This is a genomic window from Binatus sp. (SeqCode) (assembly GCF_035272065.1).
Taxonomy (GTDB): domain Bacteria; phylum Desulfobacterota; class Binatia; order Binatales; family Binataceae; genus Binatus.
Window position 1 is genome coordinate 25,650 of the sequence record NZ_DATEQZ010000057.1, and the last position, 20,790, is coordinate 46,439.

At 61.7% G+C, this 20,790-nt stretch carries 22 protein-coding genes; 15 read left to right on the forward strand and 7 right to left on the reverse strand.

The genetic code is table 11. The annotated features are described in order from the left end of the window. Positions 1–14: 14 nt before the first annotated feature. A complete protein-coding gene (locus tag VJX68_RS10935; protein ID WP_324095724.1) occupies positions 15–1,094 on the reverse strand; it encodes a hypothetical protein in 1,080 nt (359 codons plus the stop codon). Between the two features lie 721 nt (positions 1,095–1,815). Here VJX68_RS10935 and VJX68_RS10940 point away from each other — a divergent pair. Both VJX68_RS10940 and VJX68_RS10945 read left to right on the forward strand, forming a co-directional pair. After that, positions 1,816–2,289: a hypothetical protein gene (locus VJX68_RS10940; RefSeq protein WP_324095725.1), complete on the forward strand. Its 474-nt coding sequence runs from the start codon at positions 1,816–1,818 to the stop codon at positions 2,287–2,289. A 136-nt stretch (positions 2,290–2,425) separates the two neighbouring features. Continuing rightward, complete coding sequence (locus tag VJX68_RS10945) at positions 2,426–3,067, forward strand: tetratricopeptide repeat protein (protein WP_324095726.1); 642 nt, start codon at positions 2,426–2,428, stop codon at positions 3,065–3,067. 469 nt (positions 3,068–3,536) lie between these two features. Here the strand turns inward: VJX68_RS10945 and VJX68_RS10950 are convergent, their stop codons facing one another. Continuing rightward, positions 3,537–4,883, reverse strand: a complete 1,347-nt coding sequence (locus VJX68_RS10950; RefSeq protein ID WP_324095727.1) for a cytochrome P450 — start codon at positions 4,881–4,883, stop codon at positions 3,537–3,539. A 144-nt stretch (positions 4,884–5,027) separates the two neighbouring features. Between VJX68_RS10950 and VJX68_RS10955 the strand changes: the two genes are divergently transcribed. Further along, positions 5,028–6,611 (forward strand): DHA2 family efflux MFS transporter permease subunit, encoded by a 1,584-nt coding sequence (locus VJX68_RS10955; protein WP_324095728.1) that lies wholly within the window; start codon positions 5,028–5,030, stop codon positions 6,609–6,611. A gap of 858 nt (positions 6,612–7,469) precedes the next feature. Beyond that, positions 7,470–8,168 carry a hypothetical protein gene (locus VJX68_RS10960; protein WP_324095729.1) on the forward strand — a complete coding sequence of 233 codons (699 nt, stop codon included), beginning with the start codon at positions 7,470–7,472 and terminating at the stop codon, positions 8,166–8,168. Positions 8,169–8,236: 68 nt separating this feature from the next. On the opposite strand, the gene rpsU is transcribed toward VJX68_RS10960, so the two are convergent. Beyond that, positions 8,237–8,434, reverse strand: coding sequence for a 30S ribosomal protein S21 (gene rpsU / locus VJX68_RS10965; protein ID WP_304820716.1), 198 nt, complete (start codon positions 8,432–8,434; stop codon positions 8,237–8,239). Positions 8,435–8,697: 263 nt separating this feature from the next. Between rpsU and VJX68_RS10970 the strand changes: the two genes are divergently transcribed. Beyond that, positions 8,698–9,399 carry an SDR family NAD(P)-dependent oxidoreductase gene (locus VJX68_RS10970; protein ID WP_349255910.1) on the forward strand — a complete coding sequence of 234 codons (702 nt, stop codon included), beginning with the start codon at positions 8,698–8,700 and terminating at the stop codon, positions 9,397–9,399. Beyond that, positions 9,399–10,499, forward strand: coding sequence for a CehA/McbA family metallohydrolase domain-containing protein (locus VJX68_RS10975; RefSeq protein WP_324095731.1), 1,101 nt, complete (start codon positions 9,399–9,401; stop codon positions 10,497–10,499). The genes VJX68_RS10970 and VJX68_RS10975 overlap by 1 nt, the downstream gene beginning before the upstream one ends. Positions 10,500–10,772: 273 nt before the next feature. Here the strand turns inward: VJX68_RS10975 and VJX68_RS10980 are convergent, their stop codons facing one another. Together VJX68_RS10980 and miaB are read right to left on the reverse strand one after the other, a co-directional pair. After that, positions 10,773–11,201 (reverse strand): VOC family protein, encoded by a 429-nt coding sequence (locus tag VJX68_RS10980; RefSeq protein ID WP_324095732.1) that lies wholly within the window; start codon positions 11,199–11,201, stop codon positions 10,773–10,775. 43 nt (positions 11,202–11,244) lie between these two features. Further along, complete coding sequence (gene miaB / locus VJX68_RS10985; protein ID WP_324095733.1) at positions 11,245–12,570, reverse strand: tRNA (N6-isopentenyl adenosine(37)-C2)-methylthiotransferase MiaB; 1,326 nt, start codon at positions 12,568–12,570, stop codon at positions 11,245–11,247. A gap of 37 nt (positions 12,571–12,607) precedes the next feature. On the opposite strand from miaB, the gene VJX68_RS10990 reads away from it, so the two are divergent. After that, positions 12,608–12,805: a hypothetical protein gene (locus VJX68_RS10990; RefSeq protein ID WP_324095734.1), complete on the forward strand. Its 198-nt coding sequence runs from the start codon at positions 12,608–12,610 to the stop codon at positions 12,803–12,805. Between the two features lie 12 nt (positions 12,806–12,817). On the opposite strand, the gene VJX68_RS10995 is transcribed toward VJX68_RS10990, so the two are convergent. Then, positions 12,818–13,306, reverse strand: coding sequence for a PadR family transcriptional regulator (locus tag VJX68_RS10995; protein WP_324095735.1), 489 nt, complete (start codon positions 13,304–13,306; stop codon positions 12,818–12,820). A gap of 187 nt (positions 13,307–13,493) precedes the next feature. Beyond that, complete coding sequence (locus VJX68_RS11000; RefSeq protein ID WP_324095736.1) at positions 13,494–13,898, reverse strand: PPOX class F420-dependent oxidoreductase; 405 nt, start codon at positions 13,896–13,898, stop codon at positions 13,494–13,496. A gap of 190 nt (positions 13,899–14,088) precedes the next feature. Between VJX68_RS11000 and VJX68_RS11005 the strand changes: the two genes are divergently transcribed. From VJX68_RS11005 to atpC, 8 genes are all read left to right on the forward strand, one after another. Next, complete coding sequence (locus VJX68_RS11005; protein ID WP_324095737.1) at positions 14,089–14,640, forward strand: bactofilin family protein; 552 nt, start codon at positions 14,089–14,091, stop codon at positions 14,638–14,640. A 92-nt stretch (positions 14,641–14,732) separates the two neighbouring features. Then, positions 14,733–15,194 carry an ATP synthase F0 subunit B gene (locus VJX68_RS11010; protein ID WP_324095738.1) on the forward strand — a complete coding sequence of 154 codons (462 nt, stop codon included), beginning with the start codon at positions 14,733–14,735 and terminating at the stop codon, positions 15,192–15,194. A gap of 22 nt (positions 15,195–15,216) precedes the next feature. Next, complete coding sequence (locus VJX68_RS11015) at positions 15,217–15,792, forward strand: F0F1 ATP synthase subunit B family protein (RefSeq protein WP_324095739.1); 576 nt, start codon at positions 15,217–15,219, stop codon at positions 15,790–15,792. Next, positions 15,789–16,322 carry an ATP synthase F1 subunit delta gene (gene atpH / locus VJX68_RS11020; protein ID WP_324095740.1) on the forward strand — a complete coding sequence of 178 codons (534 nt, stop codon included), beginning with the start codon at positions 15,789–15,791 and terminating at the stop codon, positions 16,320–16,322. Before VJX68_RS11015 ends, atpH begins: the two co-directional genes overlap by 4 nt. 21 nt (positions 16,323–16,343) lie before the next feature. Continuing rightward, positions 16,344–17,888 carry a F0F1 ATP synthase subunit alpha gene (gene atpA, locus VJX68_RS11025; RefSeq protein ID WP_324095741.1) on the forward strand — a complete coding sequence of 515 codons (1,545 nt, stop codon included), beginning with the start codon at positions 16,344–16,346 and terminating at the stop codon, positions 17,886–17,888. Positions 17,889–17,906: 18 nt separating this feature from the next. Beyond that, positions 17,907–18,809 (forward strand): ATP synthase F1 subunit gamma, encoded by a 903-nt coding sequence (gene atpG / locus VJX68_RS11030; protein ID WP_324095742.1) that lies wholly within the window; start codon positions 17,907–17,909, stop codon positions 18,807–18,809. 37 nt (positions 18,810–18,846) lie between these two features. Continuing rightward, positions 18,847–20,271 (forward strand): F0F1 ATP synthase subunit beta, encoded by a 1,425-nt coding sequence (gene atpD / locus VJX68_RS11035; protein WP_324095743.1) that lies wholly within the window; start codon positions 18,847–18,849, stop codon positions 20,269–20,271. A 17-nt stretch (positions 20,272–20,288) separates the two neighbouring features. Continuing rightward, on the forward strand, positions 20,289–20,711 hold the full coding sequence (gene atpC, locus VJX68_RS11040) for an ATP synthase F1 subunit epsilon (protein ID WP_324095744.1): 423 nt from the start codon (positions 20,289–20,291) through the stop codon (positions 20,709–20,711). Positions 20,712–20,790: the final 79 nt, after the last annotated feature.

Genomic DNA, 20,790 nt, shown 5'->3' on the forward strand with positions numbered 1-20,790 from the left:
GGAGGAAAACGGAATCAGTAGCCGACGTGCGCGGAGGCGCCAGGCGTCGGCGCCAGGTCCGCGTAGCGCGCGGGCGGGGTCCATGGCGTGCCGAGCGCGTCGAACTCGCGCATCAAGGCGTCGAGGTCCTTGACGTTGGCGGTCTTGCGAATCAAATCGCGGACCATCACCGGGCGCTCGTTCAGGCGCTGCCGCAGCATCGTGCGAATCCCCCGGTTCGCGAGATCGTTGACGACCTTGCGGCCGGACATGGGTTTGCCGTCGAGCGTGAGGAGCGTGCGCGCCTGAACTTCGGACAGCGCGGTGCGAAGGTACTCGACATGCGGCGCCTCGTCGGCGCGGATGTAGCGCACCAGGTTGGCGGCGGCGGCGGGCGCGTCGGAGACTTCGGGATCGGACAGGATTTCCTCGGCCCACGCGAACGTCGAGGCGGCAAAGACTTCGATCGCGAGCACGTTGACCATGAAGCGAATCAAGCGCTCGACCGGCTCGCCAAGCTCCGGAAACATCGCGACCGGCTGGCCTCTACGCCGTGCGATGATAGCGGCGTAGATTTCAGGCGAGATAGCGGGATTGGACAGCGCCGCGTCGCGGGCCGCGTCCCACATCTGGCGATGCCCGCCCTCCTCGGTCCATCCCGCTTCGTCGCGCGCATGCGCTTCGAACAGGCCGCTCGCGAGATGGGCCAGCGCGGTGCCGGCGGTATCCTCGCGGATGAAAGTGTTGAGGGGCGGCACCGGCAGTTCGCGAATCATCGCGCCGAAGCCCTCGACGATCGCGATTTCCGACAGCCATCGCACCATCGGCTTGCGCACGCCCGACCGGAGCAAAAATTTCACCTGCGCAACATTAGGCACCTGCGGCGAGACGGTATCGGCCGGAATCTCAAACAGCGCAGTCCCGGAAGTCGCAACATGCTGCTCCTGCCATGCCTTGATCGCGGGCACGCGAAACGCAGTCCGCGGCGACCGATAATTGCCGTCCGCATCAAACCCGCCATGGCACTTAACGCCCTTAACGATGAGCGGCTCGCGCGTATCAACGTTGGCCAGAATTTCGTCGGTAGAGAAGTTCAGTCGAGATTCATGAGGCATCTGATCACCCGATTTGCTGCGCCGCGATGTCCGCAGCGAGTCATCTGCCTAACATACGTTAGGGCCAAGAAGTGAGTCAACGCCGCCCAGATTGTAAGACAGGAGCCTCAAATTGTTCACCCGCCCTAGGCTGACGAAGTGTCTGTGAATGAACTGAGGGCGAAGAACTTGACGATATTCCGATCCGATGCTAAAAGCGCCTATATTCATCTTTTTCTATCTTATTGAGTCCAAATTAATCGCGCCGCGCTGATTTGGGGCGGCGCCAAACCGGGCGCTCTAATAGTGGAGCCCTTAAAGATGGGAGGAAATCATGAAGGGAATCGTGGGCCTTTTAGCAGGGGCGGCTTTGATCGCCGCAGTGGGTGCTCCAAGAGCGTTCGCCCAGAGCAGCGGCAGTTTCGAGTACTCAAACGCGGGCGGTCTCACCGCATGCGTGCTCAACAACTCCGACGGTTCAATAACCGGTGGCATGCCTTGCGGTCCGATTTCCTCCGGGGGCACCGCCTGCACGACAGACGCCAATTGTCCGAGCGGAACACAGACCTGCCAAGGGGCCATCGCTTGCACTGCGGGCGGTACACAGTGCCTAGCTAGCGGGACAACTTGCGATACCATCAACGGCTTTTGCTCGAACACAGGCATTTGCTCAGGCTCCGCGACTTCGTCGTGCGTCGGACACACCGACGTCGCTATCAAGACCAGTAGTGGGAACGGCAACGTGTTCGACGTGAGGCCCTCAGCGGTCATCGGCCTTCTGACGGACGCGACCATCAGCTCGAAGCAAACCACTTCGACGAGCTCCGCGTTCGCCAGGGTGGACTTCGCAGTGACTGTCCAATCTGGGCCGAGCGGCAATACCACCTTGCCCTCACCGAACTTCCCGGTCACCTACGATTCCCGCTTCATCCAGATTAGCACCAACCTGTTCCAGGGACTTCAAGCCACTTGCACGGCGTCGGCTGGTGGCTGCTTCATCAGCTTCAATGAGGGCACAGTTTCGGCCCACAGCTTCGACTGGATCCTCGCACCCCTCAGCTCGGGCGTCTACGATGTTCGGACGACATGGACTTCTTCTCTGGCCGATTTTGGGATAGCCAAATCGATGACTTGCGTCGGGCCGGTGAACCTCACCATCCAACAGAACAAGGTCTTCAAGCCAAGCGCTGAGGCCACTTCGGATCTTTCTTTCTGACGACTGCTCTCCGCTGAAACAAGGCAGGCCTCAAGCGAACCTAGCTTGAGGCCTGCTTTCGCTTCATGTAATCCGGAGTACGGCGCCCAACTTCAAATCCGCGGCGCGAGACAACCGCGAAGAAGAGGAAGTCCAGATGGGTTTGTGGTTACAGCGTGTGTGGTTCTGCGCCTTCGCCATTTTGCTCTATGCTCAGCCTTCGGTTGCCGCGGATCTTAAATCTGCCGAGCGCGCCTACAAGAATAAGGACTATGCCACGGCACTTAAGGAATTTGCGCCTGCGGCCAAACAAGGCGACGCGGAAGGGCAACTGTATCTCGGCAAAATGTATCTGCTGGGCCAGGGGGTCCCGATGGATCGTGACGAGGCAATTAAATGGCTCAAGGCGTCCGGCGATCAGGGCAACGCTGACGCGCAATTCTTTCTCGGCACTATTTACCTCCTGCCCCGCAAAGACGTCGCCCGGGGATTGATGTGGATGAGGCTTTCCGCCGAACAGGGAAACCAGGATGCGCAGTTACTGCGAGGCCAGACTTATATGCAGGGCCTCAAGGAGCTCCCACGCGATATGGTTCAGGCGGATATGTGGATGCGGCTCGCGGCCAAGGGCAATCTCCCATTTTACGAGCTCCAAGTTGAAGGAGCAGAACGGCAAATGAACTCGGCGGATATCAAAAAAGCCAATGCGCTCGCCGCCGCGTGGAAGCCGAAACATGGTCTGCGCCCTGACGAACAAGAAGCTTCAAAAAGCAAGCCCGAGAGTGTGGGTGGAAGGTAGATACAGTCTTCCCCCCAAGTCAAGGACGAAATCTACGCATTCCCGACCGCGATCGATATCGGCGAAGTGAGTACTTCTCAACGTAGCGGTCATCCGGAATGTGCCGCTCCGTGCGCCCGTCGGACCCGCTCCAACGACAAGTCCTTACATGGGAACGAAGCGAGGCGAGGTCGATTGGATCACCGCCGCAGCATCCGGACTTGAGCCAGCTCGAATCTCGCACCTAGCAGTCGTGACAATAGCTATCGCTATCAGAGAGCCCGAGCTTCTCAAGAAGGATTTTTCCGAAATTTCATACGATCCAGCAATCGAGCGGTTGCTTCCGCGCCGTCTTCAAACTCTGTGAACCAGACAGACCCGCAGTCATCGCAATTGGATCGAACTGACCCAGTTTGGTAAGGACTGGAAGGGTTCAATTCTCCCGGACCACCGACTCTAGGCATGACCTCCACCCCGAAAAAGCGCTAGGTCACGATACAGCGGCACCGGTCGCGATAACCGGGAGGCCTTCGCTCGGCGCGAAGGCGATGCCGCGGCGGGTGGCTCTCGCGACGTAGCCATCCACTGGCTTTAGCTCCACGCGCGATAGGATTTCTGCGATTACTATTTTCATCTGATACGTCGCGAAGGCTGCGCCCAGGCATCTTCTTGCGCCGCCGCCGAAGGGTAAGAACGTGTAGGGGCTTGGGCGGGATTCGAGGAATCTGTTGGGGTTGAATTGGTTGGGGTTTGGCCATAGTTCGGGGCGGCGATGCACCAGGTAGATGCATGGTGCGATCGTCACGCCTGCGGGTAGATCGCCGCCTGCGATCTTCAGCGGCCTTTTCAGCGTGCGGCCGAAGTTTGGAATCACAGGGTCCAGGCGCATCGTCTCGTTGATCACCGCCTCTACATATTTCAATTTGCCGACGTGAGACGAATCGAGTTGTTGGTCTCTTAATATTGAAAAGACTTCGGCGCGGGCGCGTTCCATCACGTCGGGATTCGTGAGCAGGCGGTTGATTATCCACGCCATCGTGGCTGCGGTGGTCTCGTGGCCGGCGAGCATCAGCGTGTACATCTCGTCGCGGATTACGTTGTCGGGGAGCGGTTGTCCGTCTTCGTAGCGCGCCGCCAGCAGCATCGAAAGGACGTCCGCGCGTCCTTCGAGGCCCTCCTTTCTCCGCCGCGCGAACTCCGCGTAGAGGATCGAATCGATCTGACGCGTCAGCCTGACCGCGCGGCCCCATGGACTCCACGGGCCGGCGTCGATGCGCATCGCGGGCAGAGACAGCAGCGTGCCGAGGCGGCTCGAGTAGAGCGCGAACAATTTTTTCATTAAGGCGCGCAGCTCCGTGCCAGATTCATCGTCGGCGAATCCGAAGACTGTGCGGATGATCGTTTCGAACGTGATCGCGCGCATCTGCGGATGAATCGCGAACTGCCGCCCAGTCGGCCACGACGCGATCGCATTGTCGGCCGCCGTGCGCATCGCATCAGCGTGCGAGGCCATCCGCTCGCCATGAAACGCCGGCAGCAGCAGCCGGCGCTGGCGCAGATGCTCTGCGCCGTCGAGGAACAGCGACGACCGCTCGCCCATGAACGCGCCCAGCGGACGGTTGGCCTCGCCCGCATGAAGCGCGTCGGGGTCGCCGAGAAAAACCTCGCGCACTGCGGCTGGATCGCTGGTGAATACGAACGGCGAGACTCCCGGCACGCGCACCGTGAACCAATCGCCGTAGCGGCGCGCGCATGCGTCGAGGAATCGAAACGGATTGCGCACGAAATCGAAAGTCGCGATCAGGCCGGGGCCGGCTGGCAGGGCGGAATGAGGCATGAGGAACTTGATTGTAGTGGAACCCACGGCGGGTTTCACATTCAATAGAGTTCCTGTCGATGCTGTCGCGATGACCGCATCGGCGGTTCAAGTCTTTTGCATCCTCGACAACGCCTTTGTAGCCTAGAGGCGAGGATTCCCTCTATGGCTGTTGCGCCTAAAACTCTCACCCAACCGACGCACGAGGTGCATGAGTTTTCCTCGACGCGCAAGTGGGTGATCGCGTTCGCCGTGATGCTCGGCACGGTGCTCGAGGTGCTCGACAGCTCGATCGTCAACGTCTCGCTGCCGCATATGCAGGGTAGTTTTTCGGCGAGCGTTGACGAGATCGCGTGGGTCGTTACTTCGTACCTGGTTGCCGCGGGAATCATGATCCCGATGACCGGCTGGATTGCCGAGCGCTTCGGGCGCAAGCGCTACTTTGTCGCGTCGATCACGATGTTTATCGTGTCGTCGGCGCTGTGCGGGGTGGCGCAATCGCTCAACCAAATCGTTTTTTTCCGCCTGATGCAGGGAGCGGCCGGCGCGGCGATGATGCCGCTGTCGCAAGCGATCCTGATGGAGACGTTTCCGCCGCGCGAGCAGGCGATGGCGATGGCGGTGTGGGGAATCGGGATGATGGTCGCGCCGATCATGGGTCCGACGATCGGTGGCTATATCACCGACGCGTGGAGCTGGCGCTGGAACTTCTATATCAACGTGCCGATCGGCACGCTGGCGGCGTTCATGGTGTATCGCTTCGTTGACGACCCCGCCTACATGCGCAACCTGCGGCGCGGTCCCATCGACCTGCTCGGCATCACCTGCCTGTTCGTCACGCTCGGACTCGGCGAAATCGTGCTCGATCGCGGCGAGCGCGCCGACTGGTTCACCAGCCCCTGGGTCGTTTACTGCACGGCCGCCGCGCTCGTCTCGCTCGCGGTGCTGATCTATCACGAGCTGCACACCGAGGACCCGGTCGTCGATCTTTCGATTCTCGAGAACATGAACTTCACCCTGCCGGTGGTGCTGATAATTTTTCTGACCTTCACGCTCTACGGCACTGCGATCCTGAATCCCGTGTTTCTGCAGGAGACGCTCGGTTACACGGCGTCGAAGGCGGGACTGGTGATGGCGCCGCGCGGCTTCGGCACGATGTTCTCGATGATCGTGTTGGGCTCGATTGCGCGCCGCGGCGGCGATATCCGGCCGCTGGTCGGTATCGGCTTCATCCTGGTCGCGATCGCGATGTGGCGGATGGCGGGGCTGAATCTCGCGTCCGACGTGCGGCGAATCGTAGTTCCGACAGTGATCCAGGGTGTAGGCACCGGGCTGATATTCCCGGGCTTGTCGGCGGCCGCGCTCAGCTCGATGGAGAAATTCAAGATGGGGCGCGCGGCGAGTCTCTATTCAGTCACGCGCAACCTCGGCGCCGCGATCGGCACGTCGTACCTGACGACCCTGCTGATACATCGCCAGCAGATCAATCAGAGCTACCTCGTCGAGCACATCACGGTCTTCACTCTCCCGCATATGCAGATGCCGGGCGGCCTCAACATGGGCACCGAATTCGCGATGGGGCACAAGCACGGCATGGCGATGCTCTACGGGATGGTGCAGCGGCAGGCGATGATGCTGTCGTTCAACGACATCTACCGCATCCTGACGGTGCTGATGCTGGTGCTGGTGCCGACGTTCCTGTTCCTCAAGCGCGACACGCGCAACCTGCCGGCCGAAGCGGCCCATTAAAAAAAATTTCCAGGGTGTAAATCTTTTCCATTAGACCGCGAATGGACTTGCGGTCATCCGCGCAAGACAGAGGATTTGTTCGCTTAATTCTCGCGCGCTCGGCGATTGCAAAGCGGCGCGTTCGGATCAGCGTATGTCGAAGAGTGCCTCCGCAAGTGTCGCATATGCGACAAACCCTATTCCGGCCTGCGGCAGTGGATATTTTGATTTCGAGGCGTTTGCGGACCACGGTGTTTTAGCGGCGAGCGAAGTTCATTAGCTCATCTCATTTAGCTGCTGTGGGCACGGCTCGATCGCGCGCGAAAAGGTGCACTTGCGCCACCGGTTGTCAAGTTTGCAATCGGATCTTAATCGCTCGCGCGATGTTGCCCGACCACGGTACGCGCGCTAGTTAAGATGCCGTCTTACTGATCGTTACTCTTGATGGCCTGAAAACGTCGCGCGGATCGCAACGGCCAAGTTTGGGGGATTTGACCACTTAGTTCGACGCGCGCATATCCATCGAGCCGCTGCTTGGATTGAGGTGTGGTGCGGGCAGGCGGGCGGGCATCGCGAGATGCCGAGCCGGGCTGATGGTCCGATGAAAAGAGCCGGTGCGCATGGCGCAAGTTTGTATTGGCGCTTTTCGATCACGCAGCCCTGAAGTCGGCGTCGCCGGGCGCCGCGGCTGTTGTTATTGGCGCGGCGCGAGGGCGATAGGGACCATTTCCCGCGCTTCCCGATTCGATTTCTCACACATCACTCGCAGTTACAATTCGAAATTTGAAATATCCATCCGACGGCCCCTGACGGTGTCCGGCGGCAAGGCCGCGCGCGCGGCATACCGACCGGAACTCGAAGCCTTGGGAGGTTGAGACTGTGCGAAACGGACCCCTGGTTCATCGACGCGCCCACGCATCGCGATTTGCTTACGGCGCGCCGTCGCCGTTGGAGCGTCTGCAATCATTGTCGGTATTCGGCAACCCGCGGACGTTTTCGCGCCCGTCGCGCGGCACCCCAACCGAGCCCGCGCCGTTCGAGACGCAGCGCTTGCAGCTTGGCAGCCGCCTGCCGATCAACCTGCGCCACTTCCTGGCCGAGCAACTCGGAGCCTCGATGCGAATCGAGGACGACTCGATCGTCGCGCTCGAGCCGCGCTCGAATGAAACGCTGATGCGCGAGCTGGCCCGCGCGATTCGCCGCTTTTCCGCCGAGCGCGCGCGCGAAGCATGGTGCGAATGTGCGATGGGACTCGATCGCCTCGAGCGCGAGTTCTTCGCCGCGCCCAGTGACACTCGCGGACCGGTAGTGCTGTGCCTGCGATGCTCATGCGTGGGCGCCGGCACCCTCGATCAGCATTGCGGCGCTCGATGCCTGCCGGTCCATCTCGGCGCCGAGGTGCGCGCGCAGCAGCTCGAAGGCAAGTGCGTTGACGGGACGCTGACTCCAGACGCGTTGCATCGCGCGGTCGAAAATTTCCGCGTCCACCGCGCCGAAGGCGGCCAACCTCATTATGATTTAGACTGCTACGTCGCGGGCGGGCAGGTGATCTTCACCTGGCGCCCATTGCCAGCGTAGTTTACTTCGCGGACAGGAAGGGAAATTTCACTCGATCATCCGCAGAAAAGCGGATTCACTGAAAAAAGCTACATCGCGGAGGCGCGGCGGCGGCGCTGTTCCTTGCGGCGGCGGCGCTGGGCCTCGGAACGCTTGCGCTTGCGGCGGACGCTGGGCTTCTCGTAAAAAGCCCGCTTCTTCATCTCTTTGAAAACGCCCTCCTTGGCCAGCTTGCGTTTGAGCACTCGCATCGCCTGATCAAGAGAGCCTTCGACCCGAATTTCCATAGTCCTCCGTCCGTCCGGTGATTAGCCCGTCGAGTCTAGGTCCGCCCCCGGTCAGAGTCAACCTGCGAAGTCGCGGCAACAGGTTCTTTGCGGATCGCGCAGTTCCACTTCATGAGCACAACCCGCGTCTGGTAAAAGAAATCACCTGCGCAGTGGGCGGCAGGGGTGACCCCTGCACCCAGTGTTAGGAAGGAGCTCCAGATGGACTTGGGATTGACGGGAAAAGTCGCGATGGTAACGCCAGCCGCGGGTTGGGCCTTGCGATGGCTCATGCGCTCGCGGACGAAGGGATGCACGTCAGCGTATGCGCGCGAACGCGGGATACGTTGAACGAAGCGGTCGCCGTGCTGACGAAAACGGGGTCGGCGATGGGATTCGTCGGCGACGTGACCAAGCCCGGCGATGCGCAAAGGTGGGTTGACGAGACAGTGAAAAAATTCGGCGGAATCGACGTGCTCGTCAACAATGCGGGCGCGGCGCGGCCGGGGGCGCTCGCGGAACTGCCCGAGTCTGCGTGGCAGGAGCAGTTCGATCTGAACCTGTTCGCGCCGGTGCGGCTCGCGAGGCTTTGCGCCGCGCACATGGAGAAGCGCGGCGGCGGTTCGATCGTCAATATTGGTTCGATCTACGGGCGCGAGTCGGGTGGGCCGCTCACCTACAACGCGTCGAAGGCGGCGCTGCATTCGTTCACCAAGATGCTCGCGCGGGAGTTTGCGCCGAAAAATATCCGCGTCAACACGATCGCTCCCGGCTCGATCCTCACGCCCGGCGGCAACTGGGAGCGGCGCTTTCGCGAGAATCCAGCCTTCGAGAAGGATTTCATCAGCCACGAGATGCCGGCCGGGCGCCTGGGCCGTCCCGACGAAGTCGCGTACGCGGTCGTGATGCTGGCGTCGCCGCGCGCGAGCTGGATTACGGGCGCGAACCTCCCCGTGGACGGTGCGCAGGGACGCTCGATTCTCTGATGACGCGTCCGCGCTTTTTTCAGTATTGGCTGCTGGCTATCGTGGCTACTCTGACAGCATGCAGTTCGCCGCTGCCGAGCACCGAACTTCCGCCCGCACGATACATCGAGGTGGCGCCGGAGTTTCCCGGCTTCCACGACTACCGCGGAATCGTCGACCTGCCGATCAAAGCGTCGGGGATGGATCAACCGGGAATCGCGGACCTGGCCAAGACTGCCCAAATCGATTTTATTTTTCTCGCCGATCGCGTCGGGCCCGGTGACACAGACTTCGGAATCGCCGGCTTCACCAACGACATACTTTTTGTTTCAGGCGGCGCCTTCGACGTCGGTGGAAGCCAGATAGTCGGCGCAAACCTCCACGAGCCGATCAAGCCGAATCTTGCATCGAACGATTTGATTGCGGCGATCCACGACCAGGGCGGACTCGCGATTGCGAGCGACCCCGCGAAGTTCGCGTCGTCGGAGGACTACGCGCTTGCTGACGCGATGGAAGTTTACAACGATCGCTCGGCGTGGCTCGCACAGAGTCCCACGACGCTCTACTTTCGCGCGATTTTTTCCGGCACCGATCATTTCCTGGCCGGCCTCGACGTCCGCCCCGACGCGAACCTCGCACTCTACGACCGGATGACGACCGGCGCGCGTATTTCGATGCTCGCGGGGATAGGCGCACCCGACAACCTCAACGTGCTCGGCGCGAAGGTCGGGACGATTCCGCAACTTTTTCTGTTCTGCACGACCCATTTGCTTGCGCGCGAGCGCAATACGGCGCCGCTCCTCGAAGCGCTCCGCCTCGGGCATTCGTACGTGAGCTTCGACTATTTAGGCTACGTCGGCGCGTTCGCGTTCTTCGCACACGTCGGCGACACGATGGCGATGATGGGCGACGAAATACATCTCGCGCCGGGACTAACGCTCAGGACCGAGCTGCCGGCGCCGGCTGATATCATCGCAATGTATCAAAACGGCGCTGAAGTGGCGTCAGCCGAGAACGCATCGACGCTCGAGTTCACGCCCAAGTCCCCAGGCGCATACCGAATCGAAGCCTACCGCAGTGGCAAGCTGTGGATACTGTCGAATCCGATTTACGTACGGTGAGAGTGCACACCAGCGCGAAGAACCAATTGAATGTGAAACCCGCGGTGGATTTCACACTTCCTTCGGCAGGGGTGACCCCTGCACCGGTAGTAGGACAAAGAGGCGGGACTTCGTCCCTGTTAGAACTTCCTTTGAGTGACTCTGAGCGAAGCGAATCCTACCTCGCCCGTTATTTTCACGGGAGAGGCAGCCGGCCGCGTCGCGGCCGGTAGGTGAGGGTTCTGCGGATCAAGATGCAAGTTGTCGACGCCGTAACGAAGCGCTGTGGTCCGTCTACTTCTCCGCTCTCAGTTCCACCGTGTTGCCGTCGGGATCCGATATCCAGATTTGCCTGCCCGCGCCCAGCCTGGACGGCGCCTCAAGGAAGTCGATGCCGACTTTCTGAAGCGTCCGCCTGGTCTCGTCGAAATCTTCCACCTCCAGCGCCAGATGCGGTCCGAACGGGCTTCCGGTGCGTTCCGTGTGCCCGGGAGTCGCAATCAGATGAAGCTGCGTGCTGCCCGCGGCGAACCAAATCCCACCGGTAGGCTTGGGTACTCCCTTGCTTGACGCTACCCCGTCGCGGAATTCCGCCGCCTTCTCGCGGTCCATCGTGGGAAACGGCACGACCTCGAGACCGAGCAGCTTGCCGTAAAAGTCAGATGCGCGCGCGACATCGCTGATCCTGATCGCAATATGGTTCACTCCGCGGGTCTTGATCATGACGAGATGCCTCCCAGCTCGGTTTCTATCTAACGTTAAACCGTCACGCGATCGAGCACATCAGCGAATGCCCGGTGGCGGAATCGACGCGCACGTTAACGGTGTCGCCCGCGCGGACTCCCTCGAGACCGCGAAAGATCGCAGTCTTGAACTGCGGCGTCTTGCCAGACATCATCGCGCCGCCGCGCCGCGCCGGCCCCTCGACGAGCACCGGGAACTCGCGCCCGATCATCGCGCGATTGCGCGCCAGCGACATTTCTTCCTGTAATGCTATCAGGGCCGTCAGCCGGCGGCCCTTTTCTTCTTCGCTGACAGAATCACCGAGTTTGAATGCGCGCGTGTGCTCGCGCACCGAATACTTGAACATGAACGCGGAGTCGTAGCCGACTTGGCGCATGATCGCGGTCGTCGCCTCGAAGTCCGATTCCTCTTCGCCGTGAAAGCCGACGATGATGTCCGTCGAAAGCGCGACTCCGGGAATCGCCGCGCGCACGCGCGCGACCAGGTCGAGATATTCCGCGACCGTGTAGCCGCGTTCCATCGCAGCAAGAATTCTGTCCGAGCCGGACTGGATCGGCAGATGCAGATACGGCTGGACTTTCGGCTCCGTCGCCATCGCCTCGATGATCGACTCGCTCATGTCGCCCGGATGCGGCGATGTGAAGCGAATCCGCTCGATCCCATCGATTGTCGCAATCGTCCTGAGCAGCGCGCCGAAGTCGGTGTCGCCGAAGTGGTAGGCGTTGACGGTTTGCCCGAGCAGCACGACCTCCTTCACGCCGCGCGCGGCCAGTTCGCCAATCTCGCGCATCAGGTCGGTCGGCGGAATCGAGCGCTCGCGGCCGCGGACGTATGGCACCACGCAGAACGCGCAGAACTTGTCGCATCCGCGCATCGCAGTCACGTATGCGCGCACGCCGCCGCCGTAGTCGGGCGTGATGTCGGCGTAGGTCTCAGCGCGATCGAGGCGCACGTCGATCGACGGGTCGAAGCCGGCGCGGCCGATCATTTCAGGCAGGCGGCGATAACTGTCGGGCCCCGCGACCACGTCGAGGAACGCGGCCTTCTCCATGATCGCGACGCGATTGTGCTGCGCCATGCATCCGAGCAGCCCGAGCTTCACCTCCGGCCGCGAATTCTTGAGGCGCGCAAGCTCCCGCAGCCGATGCAGCACCTTCTCTTCGGCATGCTCGCGAATCGCGCAGGTGTTGAGCAGCACGACGTCCGCATCTTCGACGGCATCCGCGGTGACGTAACCCGCGCGGCGCAAAACCGCGCTGACCGTTTGCGAGTCGGCGACATTCATCTGGCATCCGTAGGTCTCCAGATAAACCCGCGGACGCGTCGTATTGGCGGTGCGTTCATTCATTGGACGAAAAGAAATCTTAGGCTACCCTACCATTCCGATGCGAGAGCAGCGCAGGCCATCGTTCGAGCGGATGGAGGCCACATTGCTGGCGTGTCCGCAGTGTAAGCGCGCGGTCAAGGTGCGCAAACGCCTGCTGCTTGTCCTCCCGCAGGGCGACAAGTACTTGTACGTCTGCCCCGATTGCGGCTCGACCTGTGGCGAGACGATCGAGACGCCGCCACCTATCGCACGATAGCGAACGCGCGCGCTACGGCTTGTCGCGCATGCTGTCAAGATCGCGCATCGCGCGCTCGAGTATTTCCCGCACCTTGTCGATGCGCTCCTGCGACGCCGACTCGCCTGCCACCGCTCTGAATGCGGCCTTGACCAGGCGCTCGGCTGGGCCGCGAACCTCGGCCGCGTCCGGGTCGTTCGCGTGACGCCATCCGGCCCATCGACGCGCCCGCCACCAGATTCGCCGCACCGTCTCGTCCTCGCGCTTGAGTTCGGCGGCACCCGCGTCGGTGATCGCGTAGACGCGTTTGCCTTCTTTTGAATCGGAGGAAATCAGCCCCTCATCTTCGAGTTGCTGGAGCGTGGGATAAACGGTGCCGGCGCTGGCGCTGTAGATTCCGCCCGAGCGCTCTTCGAGCTGACGCATCAGCTCGTAGCCGTGCTTGGGACCGTCCGCGATTAGCGACAGGAGCGCGAGCCGAACTTCGCCCGGGCCGAAGAATCGCGCGCGCATGCCCATCATGCCGAATTCTCCCCAGTGGCCGCGTCTGTGAAAACGTCGAGTTCCGCAAACCATCATGAGTGATCCTCCGCAACAGCGTAATACATGATGGAAGGTATATCGTACGATATAGCTGGAGTCAACGCGAAAGCACCGCAGCTTCGACCGCGACACCGACTATTCTCGACATTCGCAGACTAGCGCCGCGTTAGCCTTGGCTGTGCACCGAGGTGGGCTCGATCACGTACGTCACGCGCTTCTCGCCCGGCGTGCGGAACGGATACTTGTCCTGATTCAGGTACTTCTTGGCCAGGCTGTCGATATGCGCGTCAGCGCCGGTCTCGTCTTCGCTGATGACCGGACCGCGGATTCCGACGTACCGGTAAGCATTATCAGGGTCCACGATCGCCAGCGCGACCTTTGTGCCGACTTTCATATTCTTTGCCTTCACCCGTCCGCGCGCCGTGTTGATACGGATTTTTCCGTTGGTGTAGTCGAACCACACCGGGGTCACTTGTGGCGATCCGTCGGGCATTATCGTCGCGATATTCGCGAGCGGCTTTTTGGTAGTGAGGAGGTCGAGAAATTTCTCGGGGATCGTGCTCGAGGCCATCGGGGATACTCCTTAATTAGTGACGGTATCGATTCAGATTAGACGATCGCTCAGTTGAGGCAACCGTCTGTGCGACAAACTGCCGGATGAATTTGACACCTACATTTGCATGGGTTAATAGCCAAGCCTAAGCTCGAATCTGGAATGCGGCGCGGGGCGAAAGCCCGTTTGCGCCGAGGAGTGTTTTGCGATGGCGCTGTTCACGAAAGAGCCCGAAAAGAATCCGAAAATTCAACCGACCATGACGCCGCAAGCTTCGTCCACATCGCCAGCGCCTGCATCATCGGCTTCCTCGACGACGTCCGCGATGGCTCCACGAGCCAACGGGCCTGCTCCGGCCGACGGTCGCGCATATCTCGATCGCGGCTCGAAAATCTCCGGCAAGATCTCATTCGAAGGTCCCGCGCGAATCGACGGCCAGGTTGACGGCGAGATCAACGCCAAGGACAGCCTTACGATTGGCGAGGCCGCGGTGATCACCGCGCATATTCGCGCCGCCTCGGTGTCAGTCGCCGGCAAAGTCAGCGGCGACATCGTCGCGACCCAGCGAATCGAAATCCGCCCGTCGGCGAAAGTCAGCGGGAACATCACGGCGCCCGTCTTGTCGGTCCAGGAAGGCGCGCTATTCGAGGGGCATTGCTCGATGCAGCCCGAGGGCATCCGCGACGACCGCAAAGTCACAGTATTCCCCAAGGAGGAGCGCGTGCCGCAGGCCGCCGTCGGAGGGCAGAAGCAGGCCTGAACTGCCCCGGCCGGTTGAGCTGGTATAGTCCGCGTTCCCATTCCCGATGATGGAGAGAACTTCGATAGTCCCCCCAGGGGAGACGCCGTAAAATGCATATCCCGCCGAATTGGGGGACGTTCTTTGCGCTGATTGTTTCGTTCCTGGTTTTCTGGTTTATATTCAGCCGATTATTTTTTCGCCCGTTCCTGAACCTGCTGTCCGAGCGCGAACGCAGATTCAAGGACTTGAACGATCGCACCGAGCTCTTGATCAAGCAGGCGCGCGAGGCCGAAGCGGAACGCGAGTCGCGGCTCGCCGAAGTTCGGAAGGGCGCGATCGCGCGGCGCGAGGCCGAGCGCCGCAAGGCCGAAGCCGAAGCCACCGAAATGATGGAAAGGGCAAAGGCCGAGGCGCGGGAGGCGCTCGAGCAGGTGCGCGTCAAGATAGAAGCGGAGCTCAAGGCGGCGGAGCGAGAGCTAGAGCAGATGGGGCATAGCCTCGCCAGCGAGCTCGCCGAGCGCGTGCTGGGCCGGCCATTGAATAGCGGCGCGGCGACGGGCAAAAACAATTAGGCACGACTGCTTTCAATCCCAAATGAAGAAGTGGATCACATCGGCGGCGATTTTCGCTGCCGCTTTTTTTCCGCAAGCCGCCTTGGCCGCCGAAGAGGGAGGCGCGGAGCACGGCTCATGGCTGCTGCTGATGTTCTTCGCGATCAACTTCTTCCTGTTCGTCTGGGTGCTGGTTCATTTTGCGGGTCCTGCGCTGAAGAAATTTTTTGCCGATCGCGCCGTCACGATTCGCACTGCGCTGTCCCGCGCGGCAAGCGCACTGGCCGAGGCCGAGGATTTAGCCAACAAGGCGGCGGCGCGGATGGCCGCGCTCTCGGCGGAACTCAAGAAGCTTGCGGACGAGCTGGAACAGGAAACCGCTTTCCAGGTCAGCAAGGTCGCCGATCTGGCGAAATCCACCGCCGAAAGAATCCATCGCGATACCGAGATGAGCAGTTCCGCACTGTCGGAAGCGGCGAAGCGGCGCGTGCGCGCGCAGCTTGCCGAATCCGCCGCGACGTTGGCGAGCAGTTTGATCAGTCGCGATTTTCAGCGCAACGATCAGGGCCGGCTGCTCGACAGCTTCATGGACAAGCTCGGCAACGGTGACCGCCAATGAAAGGCTCGCGAGTCGCCAAGCGCTACGCGCGCGCCCTGCTCGATCTTGCCGACAAGGGAATCGAGGAGAAGTGGGGCGCCGAGCTCGACCGGCTGGCCGCGATGGTCGAGTCGCCCGAGCTGCTCGAGCGCCTCGCCTCGCCCGAGCTGTCCGAGCAATCGCGGCAGGAGGCGATGGCGAAGATTGCCGAGCGCCTCAATCTCAGTTTCCCGGTGCGCTCGTTCGCGGTCGTGATCGCGCGCCACGGGCGCGTCCGCGAAATCGGCGCGATCGCCGAGTCGTATCGCGACTTGCTCGATCAGGCGATGGGCCGTGAGCGCGCGACCCTCACGTTTGCGATTCAGCCCTCGGACGCCGAAGTCGCGCGCGTGGTCGGCGGCCTCGAGACGATCGCGAAATTGAAAATCATCCCGACTGTGAAAGTCGACGCAGCGCTGCTCGGCGGCGTCACGGCGGAATTGGGCGGTAAAATCTACGACGGCAGCATTGCAACTCGCCTCGCGGAGGCCAAGCGCCTGCTCGCGGGCTAGGCAGGAACAAACGACATCTATATGGCAGAAATCCGACCATCTGAAATCAGCGAAATCCTCAAAAACGAAATCAAGGGTTTTGAGGGTAGCATCTCGGTGCGCGAAACCGGCCGTGTGCTTTCATGCGGCGACGGTATCGCCCGAATCTACGGATTGCAGAACGCCGCCTTCGGCGAGCTGCTCGAATTCCCGCATCAGATTTACGGCCTAGTGCTGAACCTCGAAGAAGACAACGTCGGCGCCGTGCTCTTCGGCGACCCGCAGGCCATCCAGGAAGGCGACGAGGTCAAGCGTACCGGCAGAATCGCCGAAGTTCCCGTCGGCGAGGGCCTGCTCGGCCGCGTCGTCAACGCACTAGGTCAGCCCATCGACGACAAAGGTCCGATCAAATCGGCCGAGACGCGGCGAATCGAAATCAAGGCGCCCGGTATCATCCGCCGCCAGCCCGTCAAGGAGCCGCTGCAAACCGGCATCAAGGCCATCGACACGATGCTGGTCATCGGACGCGGACAGCGCGAGCTGATCATCGGCGATCGCCAGACCGGCAAAACCGCCATCGCGATCGACACGATCATCAATCAGAAAGGCCTCAACATGCATTGCTTTTACGTGGCGATTGGGCAGAAGCGCTCGACCGTCGCGCAGGTTGTCGAGAAGCTCACCAGCGCCGGCGCGATGGAGTTTACCACCGTCGTTGCCGCGACCGCTTCCGAAGCCGCCCCGCTGCAATACATCGCGCCTTACAGCGGTTGCACGATGGGCGAATATTTTCGCGACACCGGCAAGCATGCGTTGCTCGTGTACGACGATTTGAGCAAGCACGCGCAGGCCTATCGCCAGTTGTCACTCCTGCTGCGACGCCCGCCCGGACGCGAGGCTTACCCCGGCGACGTCTTCTATCTCCATTCGCGATTGCTCGAGCGCGCCGCCAAGATGAGCGACGAGATGGGCGGCGGCTCGCTCACCGCGCTGCCCGTGATCGAGACCCAGGAAGGCGACGTGTCGGCCTACATCCCGACCAACGTCATTTCGATCACCGACGGCCAGATAATTCTCGACAAGGATCTTTTCAACTCGAACGTGCGTCCCGCCGTCAACGTCGGCCTGTCGGTCTCGCGCGTCGGATTCTCAGCCGCGATCAAGGCAATCAAGCAGGTGGCGGGCTCGCTCAAGCTCGACCTCGCGCAGTACCGCGAGATGGCGGCGTTCGCGCAATTCGGCTCCGACCTCGACGCGTCGTCGCAGCGCCTGCTCGCTCGCGGCGCGCGGTTGACCGAGATGCTCAAGCAGGGTCAGTACAGTCCGCTGCCGGTGGAAAAAGAAGTGCTGATCATTTTCGCCGCGAAGGAGGGTTACTTCGACAAGCTCTCCGTCGAGCAGATTCGGCCGTTCGAGATGGGACTCTACACCAACTTCGATTCGCTTCACGCCGACCTGCTCGCCGAAATCCGCGACCAGAAACAAATCTCCGACGAGCTGACGAAAAAGCTCAAGGCCGCACTCGACGCCTACGAACAATCGTTCATGGCCGAAAACAAAACGGCCGCGCCCGCAACGGCGGCGTAGTTGCGATAACGCTCGACGATGGCATCACTCAAGGCAATCCGCCGCAGGATCGCGTCGGCCAAATCGACGCAACAGATCACGCGCGCGTTGAAACTGGTCTCGGCCGCGCGGCTGCGTCGCGCGCAGGAAGCGCTCGTCAATGCGCTGCCATATAGTGAAGCGCTCGCGCGCGTCGCCGACTCACTGCTCACGTCGGAAGGAATTTCGGTCGGTCCGGTCGAAGGCGCGCAAAAGCGATCGCTGCTGGTGGTGGTCGCGTCCGATCGCGGCCTGGCCGGCGGCTACAACTCGTACCTGTTCCGCGCGGCCGAAGCGGCGCAGCGCGAGATCCGCGGCAACGGCCTCGACATCGAATTGTTCGCAGTCGGCAAAAAGGCCGTCGATCATTTCCGCCGCACCAACGTCCCGGTCGCGCTCTCGCGAATCGATAATTTTCCACGCCTCGCCACGATTGCTCTCGCGCGCGATATCGCCGCCAAGATGCTCGCCGACTACAGCTCCGGCGCCATCGACGAAGCCGGCATCGTCTACACGCGTTTCCAATCCGCCATCGTGCAGAAGCCGGTTTACGAGCGCCTGCTGCCGATCAAGCCGCCGGGCGACGCCGGTATCAAAGAAGGCGCGAGCGTTGACGCCACCATATCGAAATCCGAGGCAGGCAAAATCGACTACCTCGTCGAGCCGTCGCGCGCTGAACTCGTGCCCGTCGTGCTGCGTGGATATCTCGAGGCGAGCGTCTACCACGCGCTGCTCGAATCCGAGGCCAGCGAGCAGGGCGCACGCATGACCGCGATGGATGCGGCGACCAACAATGCCAACGAGATGATCTCGTCGCTCACGCTCGAGATGAACCGCGCCCGCCAGGCGCAAATCACGCGCGAGCTGATGGACATAGTCGGCGGCGCCGAGGCGTTGCGCTGAAAACACGTATCGAAATCACACGGGGAAATCACCGTTTATGAGTACTCAGATCGCTCCAGGAAAAATAAACCAGGTGCTCGGCAACGTCGTTGACGTCGAGTTCGGCGCCGGCACGCTCCCGCCGATTTTCTCGGCGCTGCGCGTCAGCAATCCCTCGATTAGCGACGAGGTCGGCAACCTCGTGCTCGAAGTGCAGCAGCACCTCGGCGAGAACACCGTGCGATGCATCGCGATGGACTCGACCGACGGCCTCGTGCGCGGGATGGAAGCCGCCAACACGGGAGCGCCAATCTCGGTGCCGGTCGGCCCGGGCACCCTCGGCCGCATCATGAACGTGACCGGCAACGCGATCGATGAGCGCGGTCCAATCCAGGGCAAGTCGCTGATGCCGATACATCGCGACGCGCCGCCCTTCGCCGACCAGGCAGTCGAGGCGGAAATCCTCGAGACCGGCATCAAGGTGATCGACCTGATTTGCCCCTACGCGCGCGGCGGAAAAATCGGCCTGTTCGGCGGCGCCGGCGTCGGCAAGACTGTCACGATTCTCGAGCTCATCAACAACGTCGCCAAGCAGCACGGCGGCGTGTCAGTGTTCGCCGGCGTCGGCGAGCGCTCGCGCGAGGGCAACGACCTCTATCGCGAGCTCACCGAGTCGGGCGTCATCTCGAAAACCGCGCTGGTCTACGGCCAGATGAACGAGTCACCCGGCGCGCGCGCCCGCGTCGCGCTGACGGGCGTCACCGTCGCCGAATATTTCCGCGACGAAGAAGGCAAGGACGTCATCTTCTTCATCGACAACATTTTCCGCTTCGTGCAGGCCAACTCGGAGGTCTCCGCGCTGCTCGGCCGCATGCCCAGTGCCGTCGGCTACCAGCCTACCCTCGGCACCGACATGGGCGAGCTCGAAGAACGCATCACCACCACCAAGAAAGGGGCGATCACGTCAGTGCAGGCCATCTACGTCCCCGCCGACGACTACACCGACCCCGCGCCCGCGACCACGTTCACGCACCTGGACGCCGTCACGGCGCTCGATCGCAAAATTTTCGAGAAAGCGATCTTCCCCGCCGTTGATCCGCTCGGCTCGACTTCGCGAATTCTCGATCCGCAAGTCGTCGGTGAAGAGCACTACGACGTCGCGCGCCGTGTGCAGGCCATCCTCCAGCGCTACAAGGACTTGCAGGACATCATCGCGATCCTCGGGATGGAAGAACTGTCGGCCGACGACAAGCTGGTCGTCGCACGCGCGCGCCGCGTCGAGCGCTTCCTGTCGCAGGCGATGTTCGTCGCGGAGCCGTTCACCAATCAGCCCGGCAAGTACGTCACCCGCAAGGACACCGTGCGCGGCTTCGCCGAAATCCTCGACGGCAAATGCGACGACCTCCCCGAGCAGGCGTTCTACCTGGTCGGCACTATCGAAGACGCGCGCGAAAAGGCCGAACGCCTCGCCCGCGGCGAATAGCACTCGTTGTGGAACCTATGGCCTCAACGTTCCCATTCAGACTGGTCACTCCTACCGGCGTAGTCTTCGAAGGCGACGCCGAAGAAGTCTCAGCGATCGGCCCGCTGGGCGAATTCGGCATCCTGCCCGATCACATCAACTTCATAACGTCGCTGGTCCCCGGCGTCCTGGAAGCCAAACTCCCCGACGGCACGAAGATGCACTGGGTAATCTCCGGCGGCCTCGCCGAGGTGAAGGACAGCGCAATGACGGTTCTAGCCAGCACCGCCGAATCCCCGGAGACGGTGGACGCCACCGCCGCCGCCGCCCAAGTAGATGAAGCCGACAAACAATTCTCAACCCTGAGTTTCTACGACCCCAACTACCAGCCAGCCCAGGAAGCGCTACAACTAGCCCGCGCAAGAGTAGAAGCCGCCACCCTGAAGACCACCGCGCGCTAATTCCAAATCCGATTTATCGCTCGTTCCGCTCCAGCCGCTGCGGCCTCCAAATACCTCGCCCGTTATTTCTACGGGAGAG